This window comes from Enterobacter cloacae complex sp. IR5441 (assembly GCF_049238215.1).
Lineage (GTDB): Bacteria > Pseudomonadota > Gammaproteobacteria > Enterobacterales > Enterobacteriaceae > Enterobacter > Enterobacter hormaechei_C.
In genome coordinates, this window is the sequence record NZ_JBMKIA010000004.1 from 50853 (window position 1) to 72245 (window position 21393).

Genomic DNA, 21393 nt, shown 5'->3' on the forward strand with positions numbered 1-21393 from the left:
GTAATGCAGGAATTAAATGGATTCTCCGTGCCGAAAGGTTTTCGGGGCGGGAGCGGTATTAAAGTTCAACTGTGGTGGGCTGTACAGGCAACGTTATTTGCCTGGTCGCCGCAAATACTGTACCGCTGGCGCGCATTTTTACTGCGTCTGTTTGGCGCAAAAATAGGAAAAAACGTAGTCATTCGACCTTCGGTGAAAATTACTTATCCCTGGAAATTAACGCTTGGGGATTACGCCTGGGTTGGGGATGACGCGGTGTTATATACCCTTGGCGAGATTACGATTGGCGCAAATTCGGTGGTTTCACAGAAGTGTTATTTGTGCACCGGCAGCCACGATTTTATGAGCCCGCATTTTGATATTACCGCTTCGCCTGTTGTGATCGGTGAAAAATGCTGGCTGGCAACAGACGTCTTTGTTGCACCCGGTGTTTCTGTTGGCGATGGCACGGTAGTCGGTGCCCGCAGCAGCGTTTTTAAATCGCTTCCGGCAAATAAAATTTGCCGTGGCAACCCCGCAGTGGTGATACGCGAACGCGTTGAAACTGAAAAACTTTGATAAGTACAGAGGAATATAAACATGTCTAAAGTCGCTCTCATCACCGGCGTTACCGGACAAGATGGTTCTTACCTGGCAGAATTGCTGCTGGAAAAAGGGTATGAAGTTCACGGTATTAAGCGTCGTGCCTCTTCATTCAACACCGAGCGTGTCGATCACATTTACCAGGATCCGCATGCGGCAAACCCGAAATTCCATCTGCACTACGGCGACCTGACCGATACCTCCAACCTGACCCGCATCCTGCAAGAAGTACAGCCGGATGAAGTGTACAACCTGGGGGCAATGAGCCACGTTGCGGTTTCCTTCGAGTCCCCGGAGTACACCGCTGACGTGGATGCGATGGGTACGCTGCGTCTGCTGGAAGCGATTCGCTTCCTTGGTCTTGAGAAGAAAACCCGCTTCTACCAGGCATCTACCTCTGAGCTGTACGGTCTGGTGCAGGAAATTCCGCAGAAAGAGACCACGCCGTTCTACCCGCGTTCTCCGTACGCTGTGGCGAAACTGTACGCTTACTGGATCACCGTGAACTACCGTGAATCCTACGGCATGTACGCCTGTAACGGCATTCTGTTCAACCACGAATCCCCACGTCGCGGCGAAACCTTCGTGACCCGCAAAATCACCCGCGCGATCGCCAACATCGCTCAGGGCCTGGAGTCTTGCCTGCACCTCGGCAACATGGATTCCCTGCGTGACTGGGGCCATGCGAAAGACTACGTGAAAATGCAGTGGATGATGTTGCAGCAGGAACAGCCAGAAGACTTCGTGATCGCAACCGGCGTGCAGTACTCCGTGCGTCAGTTCGTTGAGATGGCTGCGGCACAGCTGGGCATCAAGCTACGCTTCGAAGGCACCGGCGTGGAAGAGAAGGGTATCGTTGTTTCCGTGACCGGCCACGACGCACCGGGCGTGAAGCCAGGCGACGTGATTGTCCAGGTTGATCCGCGTTACTTCCGTCCTGCTGAAGTGGAAACCCTGCTGGGCGACCCAACCAAAGCGCACGAGAAGCTGGGCTGGAAACCAGAAACCACCCTGCAAGAAATGGTATCCGAGATGGTGGCCAAAGATCTTGAAGCAGCGAAAAAACACTCCCTGCTCAAGTCTCATGGCTACGAGGTTGCCATCGCGCTGGAGTCCTGAGAATGACAAAACAACGTATTTTTGTCGCCGGTCATCGCGGAATGGTGGGTTCCGCGATTGTTCGCCAGCTGGAACAGCGCGGCGACGTTGAGGTGATTGTTCGCACCCGCGACGAGCTGAACCTGCTTGACAGCAAAGCGGTGCAGGACTTCTTCGCCAGCGAACGTATCGACCAGGTGTATCTGGCGGCGGCGAAGGTGGGCGGCATTGTCGCTAACAACACCTACCCGGCGGATTTCATCTACGAGAACATGATGATTGAGAGCAACATCATTCACGCGGCGCATCTGCACAACGTGAATAAGCTGCTGTTCCTCGGCTCATCCTGTATCTACCCGAAAATGGCGAAGCAGCCGATCGCCGAGAGCGAACTGTTGCAGGGCACGCTTGAAGCCACCAACGAGCCGTATGCGATTGCCAAAATTGCCGGGATCAAGCTGTGTGAATCCTACAACCGTCAGTATAACCGCGACTATCGCTCGGTGATGCCGACCAACCTGTACGGACCGCACGACAACTTCCACCCGAGCAATTCGCACGTGATCCCGGCGCTGCTGCGTCGTTTCCACGAGGCGACTGCCGAAAACGCCCCGGACGTGGTGGTGTGGGGCAGCGGTACGCCAATGCGTGAGTTCCTGCACGTGGACGACATGGCGGCGGCCAGCATTCACGTCATGGAGCTGGATCGCGAGGTGTGGCAGGAAAACACCGAGCCGATGCTGTCGCACATTAACGTCGGGACCGGCGTGGACTGCACCATTCGCGAGCTGGCGCAGACCATCGCGCAGGTGGTGGGCTACAAAGGACGCGTGGTGTTTGACGCCACCAAACCGGACGGCACGCCGCGCAAGCTGCTGGACGTGACCCGTCTGCATCAGCTGGGCTGGTATCACGAGGTCTCACTGGAGCAGGGGCTGGCCAGCACCTACCAGTGGTTCCTGGAAAACCAGCACCGCTTCCGGGGGTAATGATGTTTTTAAGTCAGGAAGATTTTGCCACGGTAGTGCGTTCCACTCCGCTGATCTCAATCGATTTGATCGTGGAGAACGAACGCGGCGAGTTCTTGCTGGGGAAACGAACCAATCGTCCTGCACAGGGCTTCTGGTTCGTGCCCGGCGGGCGCGTGCAGAAGGATGAGACGCTTACCGATGCGTTTGAGCGTCTCACTCTGGCGGAACTGGGCCTGCAACTGCCGATGGCAGCGGGCCAGTTTTACGGGGTCTGGCAGCACTTCTATGACGATAACTTTTCAGGCACCGGGTTCACCACGCACTACATCGTGCTGGGGTTCCGCCTGAAGGTGAGTGAGGCAGACCTGCGTCTGCCTGATTCTCAGCATGACGATTACCGCTGGTTAACGCCAGAGGCGCTGCTGGCAAGCGACAACGTCCATGACAACAGTCGGGCGTACTTCCTTGCGGAACGTCAGGCCGAGGTGCCAGGTCTATGAAAATCCTCGTCTACGGAATTAACTACTCGCCGGAGCTTACCGGTATCGGGAAATACACCGGCGAGATGGTCGAGTGGATGGCGAGCCAGGGACATGACGTGCGGGTGATTACTGCCCCGCCGTATTACCCGGAGTGGAAGGTAGGCGAACGCTATTCCAGCTGGCGCTACCGCCGCGAAGACGGCGCCGCGACCGTCTGGCGCTGCCCGCTCTACGTGCCGAAACAGCCCTCGACGCTGAAGCGTTTAATTCATCTGGGCAGCTTTGCCCTGAGCAGTTTCTTCCCGCTGATGGCGCAGCGTCGCTGGAAGCCGGATCGCATCATCGGCGTGGTGCCGACGCTGTTCTGCACGCCAGGCATGCGCCTGCTGGGCAAACTCTCCGGCGCGCGCACCCTGCTGCACATTCAGGATTATGAAGTGGACGCCATGCTCGGGCTGGGGATGGCCGGGAAAGGCAAGGGCGGCAAGGTGGCGAAGCTCGCCAGCGCCTTTGAGCGCAGCGGCCTGCACAACGTGGATTACGTCTCGACCATCTCGCGCTCGATGATGAACAAGGCGCAGGAGAAGGGCGTCCCGGCGGAAAAAGTGATCTTCTTTCCGAACTGGTCCGAAGTGGCGCGCTTCCGCGATGTGACAGACCAGGATGCGCAGGCGTTACGCGCGCAGCTCGGGTTGCCTGCTGAGCAAAAAATCATTCTTTACTCAGGCAACATCGGCGAAAAACAGGGGCTGGAGAGCGTGATTGACGCCGCGCTTCAGCTGAGCGAACACCCGTGGATGTTCGTGATAGTCGGGCAGGGCGGCGGTAAAGCGCGGCTGGAAAAAATGGCCAGCGAGCGCGGACTGACCAACATCCGCTTCTTCCCGCTTCAGTCTTATGACGCGCTGCCCGCGCTGCTGAAAATGGCGGATTGCCATCTGGTGGTGCAAAAACGCGGCGCGGCGGATGCGGTGCTGCCGTCCAAGCTGACCAACATTCTGGCAGTGGGCGGAAACGCGGTGATTACGGCAGAAGCCGCAACAGAATTAGGCCAGCTGTGCAACAGCTACCCGGGCATTGCCGTTTGCGTGGAGCCGGAATCGGTTCCTGCGCTGGTGACCGGAATTGAGCAGGCACTCGCCATGCCAAAAGAGAACACGGTGGCACGTGAATATGCCGAACGCACGCTCGAGAAAGAGAACGTGCTGAGCCAATTTATTGCAGATATACGGGGATAAATCATGAGTCAAACCACTTTGTATCCGGTCGTAATGGCGGGTGGATCCGGGAGCCGGTTGTGGCCACTGTCCCGCGTGCTTTATCCAAAACAATTTCTGTGCCTGAAAGGCGACCTCACCATGCTGCAAACGACGGTTAACCGTCTGCACGGCGTGGAGTGTGAAAGCCCGGTGGTGATCTGTAACGAACAGCACCGCTTTATCGTTGCCGAGCAGCTGCGCCAGCTGAACAAACTGACCGAAAATATCATTCTGGAACCTGCCGGACGCAACACGGCGCCTGCCATTGCCCTCGCGGCGCTGGCGGCAAAACGCAGCAGCCCGGACTGCGACCCGCTGATGCTGGTGCTGGCGGCTGACCACGTCATCCAGCAGGAAGAGGCCTTCCGCGACGCGGTACGCGCCGCGATTCCTTACGCTGAGAACGGCAAGCTGGTGACCTTCGGCATCGTGCCGGATCTCCCGGAAACCGGCTATGGCTACATTCGCCGCGGCAGCGTTACGCCTGGTGAAGGCGACAGCGTGGCCTTTGACGTGGCGCAGTTTGTCGAAAAACCGAATCTGGAAACCGCGCAGGCGTACGTGGCCAGCGGGGAATACTACTGGAACAGCGGTATGTTCCTGTTCCGCGCCGGTCGCTACCTGGAAGAGCTGGAAAAATATCGCCCGGATATCTTACGCGCCTGCGAAAAAGCGATGACGGTGGTGGATCCGGATCTCGATTTTATCCGCGTGGACGAAGAAGCCTTCCTCGCCTGTCCGGAAGAGTCCATTGACTATGCGGTAATGGAACGTACGGCAGATGCGGTAGTGGTACCGATGGATGCGGGCTGGAGCGACGTCGGCTCCTGGTCGTCACTGTGGGAGATCAGCGCGCATACCCCGGAGGGTAACGTCCATCACGGGGATGTGATCAGCCACAAAACGGAAAACAGCTACGTCTACGCCGAATCTGGCCTCGTCACCACGGTAGGGGTGAAGGATCTGGTGGTCGTGCAGACCAAAGACGCGGTGCTGATTGCCGACCGTAATGCCGTGCAGGACGTTAAAAAAGTGGTGGAGCAGATCAAGGCCGATGGCCGCCACGAACACCATATTCACCGCGAAGTCTACCGCCCGTGGGGCAAATATGACTCCATCGACGCCGGCGAGCGTTACCAGGTGAAACGCATCACCGTGAAGCCGGGAGAAGGGCTGTCGGTGCAGATGCACCATCACCGCGCCGAACACTGGGTGGTGGTGGCGGGGACCGCCAAAGTGACCATCGACGGTGAAGTGAAGCTGCTCGGTGAAAACGAGTCCATTTATATTCCGCTGGGGGCGACGCACTGTCTGGAGAACCCGGGGAAAATTCCGCTCGACTTAATTGAGGTGCGTTCCGGCTCCTATCTGGAAGAGGACGACATCATCCGCTTCCAGGATCGCTACGGGCGCGTGTAGCACTCCGCATCATGCCCGGTGGCGCTGCGCTTTCCGGGCCTACGAATGACAAAAATAAATTTGGCCATTACATGGTCAGGGCCAACTGTTGCCTGAAAAAGGGGTCATCATGGAAAAATTAACCTGTTTTAAAGCCTACGATATTCGCGGCAAGCTGGGCGAAGAGCTGAACGAAGACATTGCGTGGCGCATCGGCCGCGCGTACGGCGAATACCTGAAACCACAAACTATCGTGCTGGGCGGCGACGTGCGTCTGACCAGCAAATCCCTGAAGCTGGCGCTGGCGAAAGGGCTACAGGACGCGGGCGTCGATGTGCTGGACATTGGCCTTTCCGGTACCGAAGAGATCTATTTTGCCACCTTCCACCTGGGCGTGGACGGCGGTATCGAAGTGACGGCCAGCCATAACCCGATGGACTACAACGGCATGAAGCTGGTACGCAAGGGCGCGCGTCCTATCAGCGGTGACACCGGCCTGCGTGACGTGCAGCGTCTGGCCGAGGCCAACGACTTCCCGCCGGTGAATGAAGCCAGACGCGGCAGCTATAAGCAGATTAACCTGCAAAAAGAGTACATCGACCACCTGCTGGGCTACATCAACGTGGCGAACCTCAAACCGCTGAAGCTGGTGATTAACTCCGGCAACGGCGCGGCAGGCCCGGTTGTCGATGCACTTGAAGCCCGCTTTAAGGCGCTGAACGTGCCGGTGACCTTCGTCAAAGTGCACAACACGCCTGACGGCAACTTCCCGAACGGTATTCCTAACCCGCTGCTGCCGGAGTGCCGCGACGACACCCGCAACGCGGTGATTGAGCACGGCGCCGATATGGGTATCGCCTTTGACGGCGATTTCGACCGCTGCTTCCTGTTCGATGAGAAAGGGCAGTTTATCGAAGGCTACTACATCGTTGGCCTGCTGGCGGAAGCGTTCCTCGAGAAAAACCCGGGGGCGAAAATCATTCACGATCCGCGTCTTTCCTGGAACACCGTCGACGTGGTGAAGGCCGCGGGCGGCGAGCCGGTGATGTCCAAAACCGGCCACGCGTTTATCAAAGAGCGTATGCGTGAGGAAGACGCCATCTACGGCGGCGAGATGAGCGCCCACCACTATTTCCGTGATTTTGCCTACTGCGACAGCGGGATGATCCCGTGGCTGCTGGTGACTGAGCTGCTGTGCCTGAAAGGGCAGAGCCTGGGCGAACTGGTGCGTGACCGCATGGCGGCGTTTCCGGCGAGCGGCGAGATCAACAGCAAACTGGCGCAGCCCGCTGAGGCCATTGCCCGCGTAGAGCACCACTTTGCCATTCATGCGCTGGAGATTGACCGTACCGACGGTATCAGCATGGCGTTCCCGCAGTGGCGCTTCAACCTGCGCTCCTCCAACACCGAGCCGGTGGTGCGCCTGAACGTGGAGTCCCGCGCCGATACCGCGCTGATGGAAGCCCGAACGAAGGACATTCTGGCGCTGTTGAATCAGTAAAAAGAAAACCTTACCCCTCACCCTAACCCTCTCCCCAAAGGGGAGAGGGAACTTGAACACCCTCTCCCCTTTGGGGAGAGGGCCGGGGTGAGGGGCGAGGGGTAAGGTTTAGAACTAAAGGAACAACGATGACAAATCTAAAAAAGCGCGAACGAGCGAGAACGAATGCATCGTTAATCTCTATGGTGCAGCGTTTTTCTGATATCACCATCATGGTCGGCGGACTGTGGGCGGTGTGTTGGGTCAGCGGGCAGTCGTTCTTATACATGCACTTGCTGATGGCGTTGATTGCGCTGGTGGTGTTTCAGATGATCGGCGGCATGACCGATTTTTATCGTTCATGGCGCGGCGTCAAAATGACCACCGAACTGATGCTGCTGCTCCAGAACTGGACCTTAAGCCTGGTTTTCAGCGCAGGGCTGGTGGCGTTCAGCCATGATTTTGATAACCGTCTTGTGACCTATCTCTGCTGGTATCTGTTAACCAGCATTGGCATGGTGGTCTGTCGCTCGCTGATCCGCTTTGGCGCGGGCTGGCTGCGCAACCGCGGGTATAACCGTCGCTTCGTTGCCGTGGCGGGCGACCTGCCGGTGGGGCAGGTGCTGCTCGACAGCTTCCGCAAAGAGCCGTGGTTAGGTTTTGAAGTGGTCGGGATTTATCACGACGCGAAGCCCGGCGGCGTGCCGTCCGACTGGGCAGGTAACTACGAACAGCTTATTGACGATGCGAAAGCCGGCAAAATTCATAACGTCTACATCGCCATGCAGATGAAAGATGAATCCCGCATCAAGAAACTGATGCGCGAGCTGGCGGATACCACCTGCTCGGTGATCCTCATCCCGGATGTCTTCACCTTCAATATTCTCCACTCCCGTATTGAAGAGGTGAACGGGGTACCGGTTGTTCCACTGTACGACACGCCGCTGTCGGGGATTAACCGCGTGCTGAAGCGCGTGGAAGATATCGTCCTTTCGTCCCTGATCCTGCTGCTCATCTCCCCGGTGCTGTGCTGCATTGCGCTGGCGGTGAAGCTCAGCTCGCCGGGGCCGATCATCTTCCGTCAGACCCGCTACGGCATGGACGGTAAGCCGATCATGGTGTGGAAATTCCGCTCCATGAAGGTGATGGAGAACGACAAGGTGGTGACCCAGGCGACGCAGAACGATCCGCGCGTCACCCGCGTGGGCAACTTCCTGCGCCGTACCTCGCTCGATGAGCTGCCGCAGTTCATCAACGTGTTCACCGGCGGGATGTCCATCGTCGGGCCTCGTCCTCACGCCGTGGCCCATAACGAGCAGTACCGCACCCTGATTGAAGGCTACATGCTGCGCCATAAGGTGAAGCCAGGCATCACGGGCTGGGCGCAGATCAACGGCTGGCGCGGCGAGACCGACACGCTGGAAAAAATGGAAAAACGTATCGAGTTCGATCTGGAGTACATCCGCGAGTGGAGCCTCTGGTTCGATATCAAGATTGTTTTTCTGACCATTTTCAAAGGCTTCGTGAACAAAGCGGCGTACTAAGATGAGCTTACGAGAAAAAACCATCAGCGGCGCGAAATGGTCAGCCATGGCCACCATCGTCATTATTGGCCTCGGCCTGGTGCAGATGACGGTGCTGGCGCGCATTATCGATAATCACCAGTTTGGTCTGCTGACCGTCTCGCTGGTGATTATCGCCCTGGCCGATACGCTGTCGGACTTTGGTATCGCCAACTCCATTATCCAGCGCAAGGAGATCAGCCATCTGGAGCTGACCACCCTCTACTGGCTGAACGTCGGGCTGGGTATCTTCGTCTTTGTGCTGGTGTTCCTGCTGAGCGATGTGATTGCCGGCGTGCTGCATAACCCGGACCTGGCGCCGCTGATGCGCACCCTGTCGTTCGCTTTCGTGGTGATCCCGCACGGGCAGCAGTTCCGCGCGCTGATGCAGAAGGAGCTGGAGTTCAACAAAATCGGCATGATTGAAACCAGCGCCGTGCTGGCGGGCTTTACCTTCACCGTGGTCAGCGCCCATTTCTGGCCGCTGGCGATGACCGCCATCCTCGGCTACCTGGTTAACTCTGCCGTGCGCACGCTGCTGTTTGGCTTCTTTGGCCGTAAGATTTATCGCCCGGGGCTGCATTTTTCACTGGCGTCTGTTTCATCCAACCTGCGCTTCGGCGCGTGGCTGACGGCAGACAGCATTATCAACTACGTGAATACTAACCTCTCCACGCTGGTGCTGGCGCGCATTCTGGGCGCGAGCGTCGCGGGTGGCTACAACCTGGCGTATAACGTCGCGGTTGTCCCGCCGATGAAGCTCAACCCTATCATTACCCGCGTGCTGTTCCCGGCGTTCGCCAAAATTCAGGACGATACCGAAAAGCTGCGCGTGAACTTTTACAAGCTGCTCTCCGTCGTGGGGATCATCAACTTCCCGGTGCTGCTGGGGCTGATGGTGGTTGCCAGCAATTTCGTACCGCTGGTGTTTGGCGAGAAGTGGAACAGCATCATCCCGATCCTGCAACTGCTGTGCGTCGTGGGGCTGCTGCGCTCGGTGGGGAACCCGATTGGTTCTCTGCTAATGGCGAAGGCGCGCGTGGATATCAGCTTCAAGTTCAACGTGTTTAAAACCTTCCTGTTTATTCCGGCAATTATTGTGGGCGGCCACATGGCGGGCGCCATTGGCGTGACGCTCGGCTTCCTGCTGGTGCAAATCGTCAATACCGTGCTGAGCTACTTCGTGATGATCAAACCGGTGCTGGGCTCCAGCTACCGTCAGTACATCCTCAGCCTGTGGCTGCCGTTTTATCTCTCCTTACCGACGCTTGCGGTGAGCTACGGCCTGGGCGTGGTGCTCAACGGGCATCTGCCGCTGGCGGCGCTGCTTGCGGTGCAGGTCGCGGCAGGCGCGCTGGCGTTCGGCGTGATGATTGTGCTGTCACGCAATGCGCTGGTGGTCGAGATGAAGCGCCAGTTTTGCCGTAACGAAAAAATGAAAACGCTGCTTCGCGCAGGCTAATTTTACGAGGCCATTATGAAATTACTTATTCTTGGCAACCATACCTGCGGCAACCGTGGCGACAGCGCCATCCTGCGCGGTTTACTGGATGCAATTAACACCCTTAAGCCTGAGACAGAAGTGGATGTGATGAGCCGTTATCCGGTCAGCTCATCCTGGTTACTGAACCGCCCGGTGATGGGCGACCCGCTCTACAGCCAGATGAAACAGCACAACAACGCCGCGGGCGTGATGGGGCGCGTGAAGAAAGTGCTGCGTCGCCGCTACCAGCATCAGGTGCTGCTTTCTCGCGTGACCGACACCGGCAAGCTGCGCAACATTGCCATCGCGCAGGGCTTTACCGATTTTGTTCGTCTGCTGTCCGGCTATGACGCCATTATTCAGGTGGGCGGTTCGTTCTTCGTCGATCTGTACGGCGTGCCGCAGTTTGAGCATGCGCTTTGTACGTTCATGGCGAAAAAGCCGCTGTTTATGATCGGCCACAGCGTCGGGCCATTCCAGGATCCGCAGTTTAACCAGCTGGCGAACTATGTCTTCGGCCACTGCGACGCGCTGATCCTGCGTGAATCGGTCAGCCTCGACATGATGAAGCGCAGTGAAATCGACACCACCAAAGTGGAGCACGGTGTGGACACCGCCTGGCTGGTGGATCATCAGGATGACAGTTTCCAGGCCAGCTACGCGGTACAGCACTGGCTCGACGTGGCGGCAAAGCAGAAAACCGTCGCCATTACCCTGCGTGAACTTGCGCCGTTCGATAAACGCCTCGGCACGACCCAGGCGGCGTACGAGAAAGCCTTTGCCGATGTGGTGAACCGCGTGCTGGACAGCGGTTACCAGGTGCTGGCGCTTTCCACCTGTACCGGTATCGACAGCTACAACAAAGATGACCGTATGGTGGCGCTCAACCTGCGCAACCTGGTGAACGATCCGTCCCGCTATCACGTGGTGATGGACGAGCTGAACGATCTGGAGATGGGCAAGCTGCTCTCCGCCTGCGACCTGACCGTGGGCACGCGTCTGCACTCGGCCATTATCTCGATGAACTTCGGCACGCCAGCCATCGCCATTAACTACGAACACAAGTCCGCGGGTATTATGCAGCAGCTCGGCATGCCGGAAATGGCCGTCGATATTCGTCATCTGCTGGACGGGTCGCTGGGGGCGATGGTGGGCGACACGCTCGGCCAGCTGCCTGCGATCAACGAACGTCTGGCGGTGGCGGTAAAAGCCGAACGCGAAAAAGGTATTGGCATGGTGAAATCCGTACTCGACCGCGTCCGGGAGGGGAAATGAAGGTTGGTTTCTTCTTACTGAAATTTCCGCTGTCGTCTGAAACCTTTGTGCTGAACCAAATCACCGCGTTTATCGATATGGGGTATGACGTGGAGATTATCGCCCTGCAAAAGGGCGATACGCAAAACACCCATGCGGCGTATACCCGGTATGGGCTGGAGGCGAAAACCCGCTGGTTGCAGGATGAACCCGCCGGACGATTGAACAAACTGCGCCATCGCGCCAGCCAGACGCTGCGCGGCCTGCATCGCGCCTCGACGTGGCGGGCGCTGAATATGTCGCGCTATGGGGCGGAGGCCCGCAACCTGATCCTTTCCGCCATTTGCGGGCAAACGGCCCAGCCGTACCGGGCCGATGTCTTTATCGCCCACTTTGGCCCGGCGGGCGTCACTGCGGCAAAACTGCGTGAGCTGGGGGTGATTGACGGCAAAATCGCAACCATTTTCCACGGTATCGACATCTCCAGCCGGGAAGTACTGAACCACTACACGCCGGAATATCAGCAGCTGTTTCGCCGTGGCGACATGATGCTGCCAATAAGCAACCTGTGGGCCGGACGCCTGAAAACCATGGGGTGCCCGAGCGAGAAAATCACCGTTTCACGCATGGGCGTGGATATGGAACGTTTCACTCAGCGACCGGTCAAGGTGCCGGGCAAGCCGCTGCAAATTATCTCTGTTGCCCGCCTGACCGAAAAGAAAGGGCTGCACGTAGCCATCGAAGCCTGTCGCCAGCTGAAGGCGCGCGGAGTGGACTTCCACTACCGCATCCTGGGCATCGGGCCGTGGGAGCGTCGCCTGCTCACGCTGATTGAACAGTATCAGCTGGAAGACGTGGTCGAGATGCCGGGCTTCAAGCCGAGCCACGAAGTGAAAGCCATGCTTGATGATGCGGATGTGTTCCTGCTGCCTTCCGTAACCGGCGCTGACGGCGATATGGAAGGTATTCCCGTGGCGCTGATGGAGGCGATGGCGGTCGGCATTCCGGTGGTCTCGACCCTGCACAGCGGGATCCCTGAGCTGATCACCTCTGAACACTCCGGCTGGCTGGTCCCTGAAAACAATGCGCTGGCGCTGGCGGATCGTCTGGCTGCGTTCAGTGATATCGATCAGCAGACGCTGATCCCTGTGCTGCAAAATGCGCGGCAAAAAGTTGAAGCAGAATTCAATCAGCAGGTGATTAATCGCCAGTTAGCGAGCCTGCTGCAAACGCTGTAACGCTGAGGTTGTATGCTGAAAAAGATTACCCGACGCCGATTTGTCTCTTCTTTATCCGTCCTGGCTGCCATGCCGCTGCTGTCGCCCCGCGCTGTGCGGGCGGCAACCGGGAAGACGGTTTCTGTCGATCGCTACAACAACCACGACTGGATCGCCGCCTTTAAGCAGGCATTTACCGAGGGCGATACCGTTGTTGTTCCCGCCGGGTTAACCTGTGAAAACATCAATACCGGCATTTTCATTCCTGATGGCAAAACCCTGCTGATCCGCGGTGCGCTGAAGGGCAACGGCCACGGGCGGTTTGTGCTCCAGGAAGGCTGTAAGGTCATTGGGGAAGGAGAGGGGCGCACGCACAACATTACGCTGGACGTGCGTGGCTCCGACTGTGTCATTAAAGGGCTGGCGATGAGCGGCTTCGGCCCCGTCACCCAGATCTACATCGGCGGTAAAAAGCCGAGAGTGATGCGTAACCTGCTTATCGATCGCATTGCCGTGAGCCAGGCCAACTACGCCATTCTGCGCCAGGGTTTTCATAATCAGGTGGACGGTGCGCGCATAACCAACAGTAAATTCAGCCATTTGCAGGGTGACGCGATTGAGTGGAACGTGGCGATTAACGACCGCAATATCCTGATCTCTGACCACGTGATCGATAACATCAACTGCACAAACGGCAAGATCAACTGGGGCATAGGTATTGGGCTGGCTGGCAGCACGTACGACAATGACTATCCGGAACAGCAGACCGTTAAAAACTTCGTGGTGGCAAATATCACCGGCAGCAACTGTCGGCAGTTGGTCCATGTTGAAAACGGTAAACACTTTGTGATCCGTAATATCAAGGCCAGCAATATTACTCCCGACTTCAGTAAAAAGGCCGGAATTGATAACGCGACGGTAGCTATTTATGGCTGTGATAATTTCGTTATTGATAATATCGATATGGTGAACAGCGCCGGAATGTTAATCGGGTATGGCGTGATCAAGGGCGATTATCTGTCGATACCGCAAAACTTCAAACTTAACGATATTCGCCTGGATAACCGACAGCTTGCCTATAAGCTGCGCGGGATACAGATTTCCTCCGGCAATGCCACGTCGTTTGTTGCCATCACCAACGTCAACATGCAGCGGGCAACGCTAGAGCTGCACAACAAGCCACAGCATCTTTTCTTGCGTAATATCAACGTGATGCAGGAGTCAGCGACGGGACCTGCGCTTAAGATGAACTTCGACTTGCGCAAAGACGTGCGCGGGAAGTTTATGGCCAAAAACGAGACGCTGTTGTCGCTCGCGAACATAAAAGCGGTTAATGAAAAGGGGCAGAGTTCGGTAGATATTGATCGGGTCGATCAACACGTGGTGAATACGGAACGGTTGAATTTTGCGCTGCCGCACAGGTAATCCTACAGCCTATTTTGCGACTATTCCTGGTACGGAATCGCGATCTATTCAGATTACAACTACTGTAATTTGTGGTGGGGTGACCTAGGATTACTTCATATTTACGGTAAAACATGCTGGCGAAAACAGGTTTAAAAGCTATAATTCGTCAACCATTTTAAGGTGGAAGAAATAATGATTAATTTGAAAGCAGTCATACCGGTAGCGGGTTTGGGCATGCATATGTTGCCCGCCACAAAGGCCATTCCTAAAGAGATGCTGCCGATCGTTGACAAGCCGATGATTCAGTACATCGTCGACGAGATTGTTGCTGCGGGGATCAAAGAAATCGTTCTGGTGACGCACTCTTCGAAGAATGCCGTTGAGAACCACTTCGACACCTCTTATGAACTCGAAGCGCTGCTTGAGCAGCGCGTTAAGCGCCAGCTTCTGGCAGAAGTTCAGTCTATCTGTCCTCCTGGCGTGACCATCATGAACGTGCGTCAGGCGCAGCCGCTGGGCCTGGGGCACTCAATCCTCTGCGCGCGCCCGGTGGTGGGTGATAACCCGTTCATCGTGGTTCTGCCGGACATCATTATTGATACCGCTTCCGCCGATCCGCTGCGTTACAACCTGGCGGCAATGGTGGCACGTTTCAATGAAACGGGCCGTAGCCAGGTGCTGGCGAAACGTATGAAGGGCGATCTCTCCGAGTATTCTGTTATTCAGACCAAAGAGCCACTGGAGACGGAAGGGCAGGTGAGCCGGATCGTTGAGTTTATCGAAAAACCCGATCAGCCGCAGACGCTAGACTCCGACCTAATGGCAGTCGGCCGTTATGTGCTGAATGCGGATATCTGGGCTGAGCTGGAAAAAACTGAGCCGGGCGCCTGGGATCGTATCCAGCTGACCGATGCGATTGCTGAGCTGGCGAAGAAGCAGTCGGTTGATGCCATGCTGATGACCGGCGACAGCTATGACTGCGGTAAGAAAATGGGGTATATGCAGGCCTTTGTGAACTATGGCCTGCGTAACCTGAAGGATGGACAAAAATTTAAAGACAGTATAATCAAAATGCTATAAAGTTTATACTTGTTATATTAATCATAACTGCTTGACATTACGGATAGCGAAATATGATATTTTGTTGTCTGTAATAATGTTAATTCGACGGTTTGCTAAGTTGAGTTTTTATGCTTCTTTAGCAAACTTAATTATTTACTGGCGTGTTAATCTATGCTAGGGGCGGTAGCGTTGTCAATTGATAAAACAGTTAAAAATTTACTTTTTCTTGATATTTGTGGAACAGTGACCAAAGAAAATACTACTCTTGGTTTTTTGCGAACTATCGGAATAAGAGCAAGTATGACTGAACGCATTATAGGTTCTATTCTTTGGCGGTATTTTTCTTATGATTATTTGCGACCTAAATTATTAAAACGATTGGCAGGAAAAAATCAAGCAGAACTATTGAGTTTATCTAATGACTATGTTGCCTCATTAGATTATATCAATGAGGTTATAGAAATTATAGACGATTACAAACTCAAAGGCTATAAGCTTGTAATTATATCTGCAACGATCGATACTATAGCAAATGCTATTGCAAAAAAATTCGATGCGGTTTTATGTTACTCTTCCGTTCTTGAGTATAGAGATGGCACATGTACTGGACGGCTGTCGCACGACCTTTTGGATAATAAGCTTAGTTATATTAAGCACCTTTTCCAACATAATACAGCGATTATCACTGACAATTATGGAGATTATGAGATTGTCGCGCATTGTGCTGAAGCTTTGGGCATAGCGCATTGTAAAAATGATGAGGTTTTTTGGGGTAAAAACAAAGTTAACTTTATTAGAGTCAAATAATATAATGCAAAATATTCAGAAAAAAATGTTTTATATCCCTTTCTTATATTTTATTAATACTCGATCCAAAAATATTATAAAAAGCTTATCTTGGGTATGTATTTATATTATACCAATATTATTATTTTTGATGATATATAAGTTTGAATTCTTCTCGATTGCAGATTTTTATAAGTTTTTATTATCGTTAATACTAGTTTATACACTTTACGAGATCGGTTATATTTATAACGATACTGAAACTATAAAGCATGAAAAAAAACCAACCATAAGATTGAATAGCGAACAGTTTGTTTTCTATGAAACTAACAAAACAAATATTTATGCGTGTAGGTGCATATTAGCGGTTTTATTGACTGCAATTATTATTGTTATGGGAAGCCCTGTTCTGTTGGCTTTATTGCCTTGGGCAATAATATTTGTTTATACACTATATAACTATTTTCGTAGTAGAATAAACTTATTGTTACATTTCATATTGGTTGTATTACGTTATGGCTCACCATTGCTTATTGTTTTAGGATTCGATTCAAATATTATTTTAATTACCATTTTTATTTTCCCGATGATTAATTTATTAGAACGATGCGGGGAAAAGAGATTTGATCTTGTTTTTTTTCAAAGTAAGTGGTTTAAGAAACATAATTATTTGAGGGTGTTCTATTATTTTATTTGTACTTTGATTGGTTCTTTGTGCTACCTATTATATGGCGGAGTTACATTAAGGACTTTTATGCTAATATCAATATATTACCTGCTATATCGCAGTTTATCTGCTGTGTATATTAATAAACAGGGCTAAGTAATGATATCTGTAATTAATGGGGTTGTTGTAGCATTAAATTCTTTATTAATATTTTTTTCGCTTTTGATATTATTAAAAGATTTTTTTGTTAATCCATCAGGGGTGTTAATGAATATATTCTCGTTTACACTTCTGTTTGGCGTGTTTTACTACGGTGTTCCGTTCCTTAATATCGAGTTTTTGTATTCATTTTTCGGATATTCTATTGAGCAAAACAGCATAATAATCGCAAAATTTTTTGCATTCTGGGCGCTTTGTATCTTTTTTTTGGTTTATATCCTCACTCGTCAAAAGCATTTAAAATATGAATATCATTTGGTTAATATTCCTAGGAGAGGAATTTATTATCCTGAAATTATTTGTTTGTTGATAATGAGTGTATCCATCTTTGTCACTTGTTTTGTTATTGAAAGTATTGGGGGCGAGCTTATTTATAATTTCAATAACAGAGTTGCTGCCCAGGCAATTTATGCAGAATATGAGGTTAAGTTTAAACTGCCAATTTTATTTTATTTAACTTTTGCATCGTATTTCATTTTATATATTCGTAGTTATACAGGCAGTTTATTCAAACGTTCATTGATCGTAGTTCCATTATTTGTATGCGTGCCAGAAGTACTATCGGGTGGAAGAGATTTACTTTTTTCTTTTGTGTTTTATTTCTGTGCAATATATGCATTAAAAAAGCCAAAGAGAAAAATACTGTTTATTTCAGTTCCGGCTATTTGTGTAGTTCTTTTTATGGTTGTAGCGAGGTATTATCTTACGAGAGATGAGAGTGATTTATCCTTATCTTATAATGTTTACAGTATGTTGGCAGAGTTTTATCATACTGCATTCACTACGGCTTTTATTATTAATAATAATGTAAATGATATTTCTAATGGCTATCTTTATGTTACCTATCCCTTGTTGAAGTTTTTTAATCCTCTTTTAAATTTGGCTGGGGATTATATCGTGCTACCATGGTATGCAGATAACGTATCGTCAGTAATTGGTCGTAATTTTGGTTTTGCGGGTAATATACTATCTGAGTTTTATTATTATTTTGGTTATATTGGCTCGTTATTATCACCTATTATTATTGTATTTTTCTTTTATTTTCACAATAAAGCTAAGGCGAAATTTACTTTAACGGGATTAATAACATATCTAATAATATCAATTAATACAAGATTATTTTTCAGAGGAAGTTTCTGGGATAACTATACATCATTATTAATATGGGTTTTTATATATTTTATTTGCACAGGGCTATTATTTAATAAAAATAACATAGTTGTAGTGTCTCAAAGGATTAAATAAAATGAAAGGGTTGCTCGGTTTAGGTTTGCGCGCGAGTACTCTCGGCGGTAAAGTTCTATTGATGCTGTATTTGACACATGCATATGGTGTTTCTGTAGTTGGAGCCTACGGTATTCTTGTTTCAATAATTAGTTTTTCTGTATATCTTTCTGGATTAGAATTATATTCACTACTATTGAAATCATACACAGGAACCCAGCGAGGTTCTTGTTTTGCATATACGAATCAGATGTTTTTTTCGTTATTTTCAAGCTTAATAGTGTCTTTTTCCGTTGTTATCTATATGCACCAATATTTTCCGTATAAAGGTGTTACTATATTTGCGATGTTGCTTACTGTTACGGAAGTATTATTGCAAGAATATCATAGGATATTATTAGCAAAGGGAAGAGCAACTATTGCGAATATTCTGTTGTTTGTTAGAAATGGTGTATGGTGTTATTTTATATTAATTTTTTTATTTTATATAAAAGTCAGTGATGAAAAAATTGTAAGTTTTATTTCTTTTTGTTGGCTATGTGCTAATTTAATTGCGCTTTGTTTCGTTTTTCTCTATGCCAAGTATAATCTCATACTTTCTTTTACAAAGATAAGTTTTAAAATATTATATTTTCTGATTAGGAAATCTGTACCGATATTTATATCATCTATTTTTATTAGGGTTATAGTGTCACTTGATAAAGTGCTTTTGAGCCATTTCACTTCATTATCAATTGTAGGGGTGTATACCTTTTATACAAGTATTGGCAATGCATTACAGGCGTTATTGGATGCAGGTATGATTAGTTATAAATATAAAGATATTTTGTTTGTGAGCCGACAGCGAAAAGCTGTGGAGTTTATGGTTTATATCAAAAAGCTCTATTTTACTTCGTTAATTTGTATGGCGTCTATTTTTCTCGCCAGTTTGCTGTTTTTCACTATTTTTAATTACAATGATTATTATGAATACGCTTTTGCTTTATTGATTGTGTTGATATCATCAAGTTTACAATCTTTAGGAGCTCTTTTTAAACAGTATGCAATTATGAATTTTAGGAGTTCAATTCTCAAAGCAGGGTTATTATCATTTGCAGTATTTTTGATTGCGTGTGGCACTTATAAAGTATTACACCTTGGCCCTATTTATACAATCGCAATTAGCGTTTTGTTTGCTAGTTTTAGTTATATTTTATATTTGTGGAAATGGTTGAAAAAAGCTAATGAGTAATACCAAAGATGTGTTTATAATGATAAATAGTCTCACCCAAGGTGGTGCAGAAAGAGTAGCATTAAGAATCAGTCATGGACTTTCAAAGGTTAGACATAATACAAGATTAGTTTCTGTTAGTAATGATATTTTTTATTCAAAAGAGACAATAAACATTAATGTGTTAAATCAGTCAATTAGAATAAATAAATTACAGAGGGTTATTAGTTTATACAAATTTTTTAGCAATAAGAAAAAATGTACTGCTATTTGTTTTTCCTTGGATTTAAGTTGTTACCTCATTTTATTACGAACATTAAAACTATACAATGGAAAGGTTATTTGCAGGTTTATTAACAATCCAGATTTTGAAGTAGGCAATACTTTTATTGGAAAAGTAAAGAAAAAAATCCTTTTTCACTTAATTTCTAAAGCTGATGCTATCATATGCCAGTCAGATGCTATGAAAGCGAAATTGTCTTCGTTTGTTGAAAATAATAATATGGTTAGGATTTATAACCCTATAAAAATTAATTTTGAGTTTAATGCTTTAACGTTACCTGATAAGAATCATAATAAAGACAAGCTTATAAAACTTCTATATATTGGAAGATTTACACATCAGAAAAATATTTTTGATATTATCAAGGTGGGACGTGAGCTAGAGAATAGAAAAGTTAATTTTCTATGGACGTTAGTTGGTGATGGTGAGCTTTATAATGAGTTCGAGAGACAAGTCGATATAAATGGATTAAATCACCGATTTCACTTAACTGGAGCAGTTGACAATGTCAAGGATTTTTATTCCGAAGCAGATATGACTACATTAGTATCGCATTATGAAGGGTTACCTAATGTTTTATTAGAGTCTATCGCTTCAAATGTCCCTTGTATTAGTTATGACTGTCCGACTGGCCCTTCAGAGATCATAATTGATGGCGAAAATGGTGCACTAGTGAAAATGTATGATATTGATGCTTTTACAGATGCAATTATTGACATATATCACAAAGAAATGAAGGGTACTAACATTGCACTTACGTTAAATAAATTCAAGTACGAAAAGATAATACAAGAATATGACAACCTCATCAACAGTCTTTAACGAATTCAAATTTAGTATATTGATGTCAGTTTATATTAAGGAGACTTATGATAATTTTACAGCGTGCTATAAAAGTATAATTGATAATTCTTTATTGCCCGATCAGATTGTTATTGTACTGGACGGGCCTGTAAATCGTGAAATTCTTGGCTTTATCGAATGCGAAATAAATAAGGGTATCCCGATAACACTTGTTAAATCAGATCATAACCTAGGTTTAGGCTCGGCTTTGAACCTCGGATTAGAGTTTTGCCGGAACGAGTGGGTTTTTAGAATGGATACGGATGACATTTGCATCAATGATCGTTTTGAAAAGCAGGTAATGTTTATAAGAAATAATAAAGATGTTGTTTTAGTTGGTGGGCATATTGCAGAATTCGATGAAAATATGGAAGTGATGACAGGTATTAAATCAGTTCCTTTAACATACGACGATATAATTGGGTTTATTAAATACCGAAGCCCTTTCAATCATATGAGTGTTGCTTTCAGAAAAAGCGCAGTCATTTCAGTTGGTGGATATCAGCACCATCATTTTATGGAAGATTATAATCTCTGGCTAAGGATTGTTGCAGGTAATTTTAAAGTTGCTAACGTTAACGAGATCCTTGTTAACGTTAGAGGTGGGTCTGAAATGATTAAACGTAGGAAAGGCGTAGCTTATATCAAAAGTGAGTGGCTTTTGATGAAGATGAAATATAGTTTAAAAATTTCTACATGTTTCGAATCATTATATATCTTTATGATGCGTAGTATACCTCGGTTGCTTCCAACAAGTTTACTTAATGTTATTTATTCTTTTCTACGAAAGTAACCTAAACAAAAATATATTTGAATGTTGTTTTAGCAGTACATTTCGCATAAGATGTTTGTCAAATTTTTATTTGGCCATGCTAATAGTGGCGACCACACCTGACAGGAGTATGT

18 protein-coding genes are annotated in these 21393 nt (G+C 49.3%); all 18 read left to right on the plus strand.

Annotated elements, in window-relative coordinates:
- Window positions 1-3: 3 nt before the first annotated feature.
- The 18 genes from wcaF to ACOTX5_RS06675 all read left to right on the plus strand — a co-directional run bounded on the left by wcaF (window position 4) and on the right by ACOTX5_RS06675 (window position 21280).
- Window positions 4-558 carry a colanic acid biosynthesis acetyltransferase WcaF gene (gene wcaF / locus ACOTX5_RS06590; RefSeq protein WP_015572376.1) on the plus strand — a complete coding sequence of 185 codons (555 nt, stop codon included), beginning with the start codon at window positions 4-6 and terminating at the stop codon, window positions 556-558.
- Window positions 559-579: 21 nt separating this feature from the next.
- Window positions 580-1701, plus strand: a complete 1122-nt coding sequence (gmd, locus tag ACOTX5_RS06595) for a GDP-mannose 4,6-dehydratase (protein ID WP_003863514.1) — start codon at window positions 580-582, stop codon at window positions 1699-1701.
- A gap of 2 nt (window positions 1702-1703) precedes the next feature.
- Window positions 1704-2669: a GDP-L-fucose synthase gene (fcl, locus tag ACOTX5_RS06600; protein WP_015572377.1), complete on the plus strand. Its 966-nt coding sequence runs from the start codon at window positions 1704-1706 to the stop codon at window positions 2667-2669.
- 2 nt (window positions 2670-2671) lie between these two features.
- The gene (locus tag ACOTX5_RS06605) at window positions 2672-3151 is read left to right on the plus strand and encodes a GDP-mannose mannosyl hydrolase (RefSeq protein WP_065186924.1); all 480 of its coding nucleotides are present in this window, start codon (window positions 2672-2674) and stop codon (window positions 3149-3151) included.
- Window positions 3148-4371, plus strand: coding sequence for a colanic acid biosynthesis fucosyltransferase WcaI (wcaI, locus tag ACOTX5_RS06610; protein ID WP_045328788.1), 1224 nt, complete (start codon window positions 3148-3150; stop codon window positions 4369-4371). The genes ACOTX5_RS06605 and wcaI overlap by 4 nt, the downstream gene beginning before the upstream one ends.
- 3 nt (window positions 4372-4374) lie before the next feature.
- Window positions 4375-5811, plus strand: a complete 1437-nt coding sequence (gene cpsB / locus ACOTX5_RS06615; protein WP_045910869.1) for a mannose-1-phosphate guanyltransferase — start codon at window positions 4375-4377, stop codon at window positions 5809-5811.
- A gap of 109 nt (window positions 5812-5920) precedes the next feature.
- On the plus strand, window positions 5921-7291 hold the full coding sequence (gene cpsG / locus ACOTX5_RS06620; RefSeq protein WP_045910868.1) for a colanic acid biosynthesis phosphomannomutase CpsG: 1371 nt from the start codon (window positions 5921-5923) through the stop codon (window positions 7289-7291).
- A 128-nt stretch (window positions 7292-7419) separates the two neighbouring features.
- Window positions 7420-8814 carry an undecaprenyl-phosphate glucose phosphotransferase gene (wcaJ, locus tag ACOTX5_RS06625; RefSeq protein ID WP_006811236.1) on the plus strand — a complete coding sequence of 465 codons (1395 nt, stop codon included), beginning with the start codon at window positions 7420-7422 and terminating at the stop codon, window positions 8812-8814.
- A 1-nt stretch (window position 8815) separates the two neighbouring features.
- Window positions 8816-10294 carry a colanic acid undecaprenyl disphosphate flippase WzxC gene (wzxC, locus tag ACOTX5_RS06630; RefSeq protein WP_003863527.1) on the plus strand — a complete coding sequence of 493 codons (1479 nt, stop codon included), beginning with the start codon at window positions 8816-8818 and terminating at the stop codon, window positions 10292-10294.
- 15 nt (window positions 10295-10309) lie between these two features.
- On the plus strand, window positions 10310-11590 hold the full coding sequence (wcaK, locus tag ACOTX5_RS06635) for a colanic acid biosynthesis pyruvyl transferase WcaK (RefSeq protein WP_006811234.1): 1281 nt from the start codon (window positions 10310-10312) through the stop codon (window positions 11588-11590).
- Window positions 11587-12807 carry a colanic acid biosynthesis glycosyltransferase WcaL gene (wcaL, locus tag ACOTX5_RS06640; protein WP_045910867.1) on the plus strand — a complete coding sequence of 407 codons (1221 nt, stop codon included), beginning with the start codon at window positions 11587-11589 and terminating at the stop codon, window positions 12805-12807. Before wcaK ends, wcaL begins: the two co-directional genes overlap by 4 nt.
- A gap of 12 nt (window positions 12808-12819) precedes the next feature.
- Window positions 12820-14211: a colanic acid biosynthesis protein WcaM gene (gene wcaM / locus ACOTX5_RS06645; protein ID WP_045910866.1), complete on the plus strand. Its 1392-nt coding sequence runs from the start codon at window positions 12820-12822 to the stop codon at window positions 14209-14211.
- 174 nt (window positions 14212-14385) lie between these two features.
- Window positions 14386-15273, plus strand: a complete 888-nt coding sequence (gene galF, locus ACOTX5_RS06650) for a UTP--glucose-1-phosphate uridylyltransferase GalF (protein ID WP_045910865.1) — start codon at window positions 14386-14388, stop codon at window positions 15271-15273.
- Between the two features lie 171 nt (window positions 15274-15444).
- Window positions 15445-16062 carry an HAD family hydrolase gene (locus ACOTX5_RS06655; protein ID WP_159427092.1) on the plus strand — a complete coding sequence of 206 codons (618 nt, stop codon included), beginning with the start codon at window positions 15445-15447 and terminating at the stop codon, window positions 16060-16062.
- Between the two features lie 805 nt (window positions 16063-16867).
- Window positions 16868-18172, plus strand: coding sequence for an O-antigen polymerase (locus tag ACOTX5_RS06660; RefSeq protein ID WP_072052493.1), 1305 nt, complete (start codon window positions 16868-16870; stop codon window positions 18170-18172).
- 1 nt (window position 18173) lies between these two features.
- Window positions 18174-19382 carry a hypothetical protein gene (locus ACOTX5_RS06665; protein WP_045910862.1) on the plus strand — a complete coding sequence of 403 codons (1209 nt, stop codon included), beginning with the start codon at window positions 18174-18176 and terminating at the stop codon, window positions 19380-19382.
- Window positions 19375-20466: a glycosyltransferase gene (locus tag ACOTX5_RS06670; protein ID WP_045910861.1), complete on the plus strand. Its 1092-nt coding sequence runs from the start codon at window positions 19375-19377 to the stop codon at window positions 20464-20466. The genes ACOTX5_RS06665 and ACOTX5_RS06670 overlap by 8 nt, the downstream gene beginning before the upstream one ends.
- Window positions 20441-21280 carry a glycosyltransferase gene (locus tag ACOTX5_RS06675; protein WP_045910860.1) on the plus strand — a complete coding sequence of 280 codons (840 nt, stop codon included), beginning with the start codon at window positions 20441-20443 and terminating at the stop codon, window positions 21278-21280. Before ACOTX5_RS06670 ends, ACOTX5_RS06675 begins: the two co-directional genes overlap by 26 nt.
- Window positions 21281-21393: the final 113 nt, after the last annotated feature.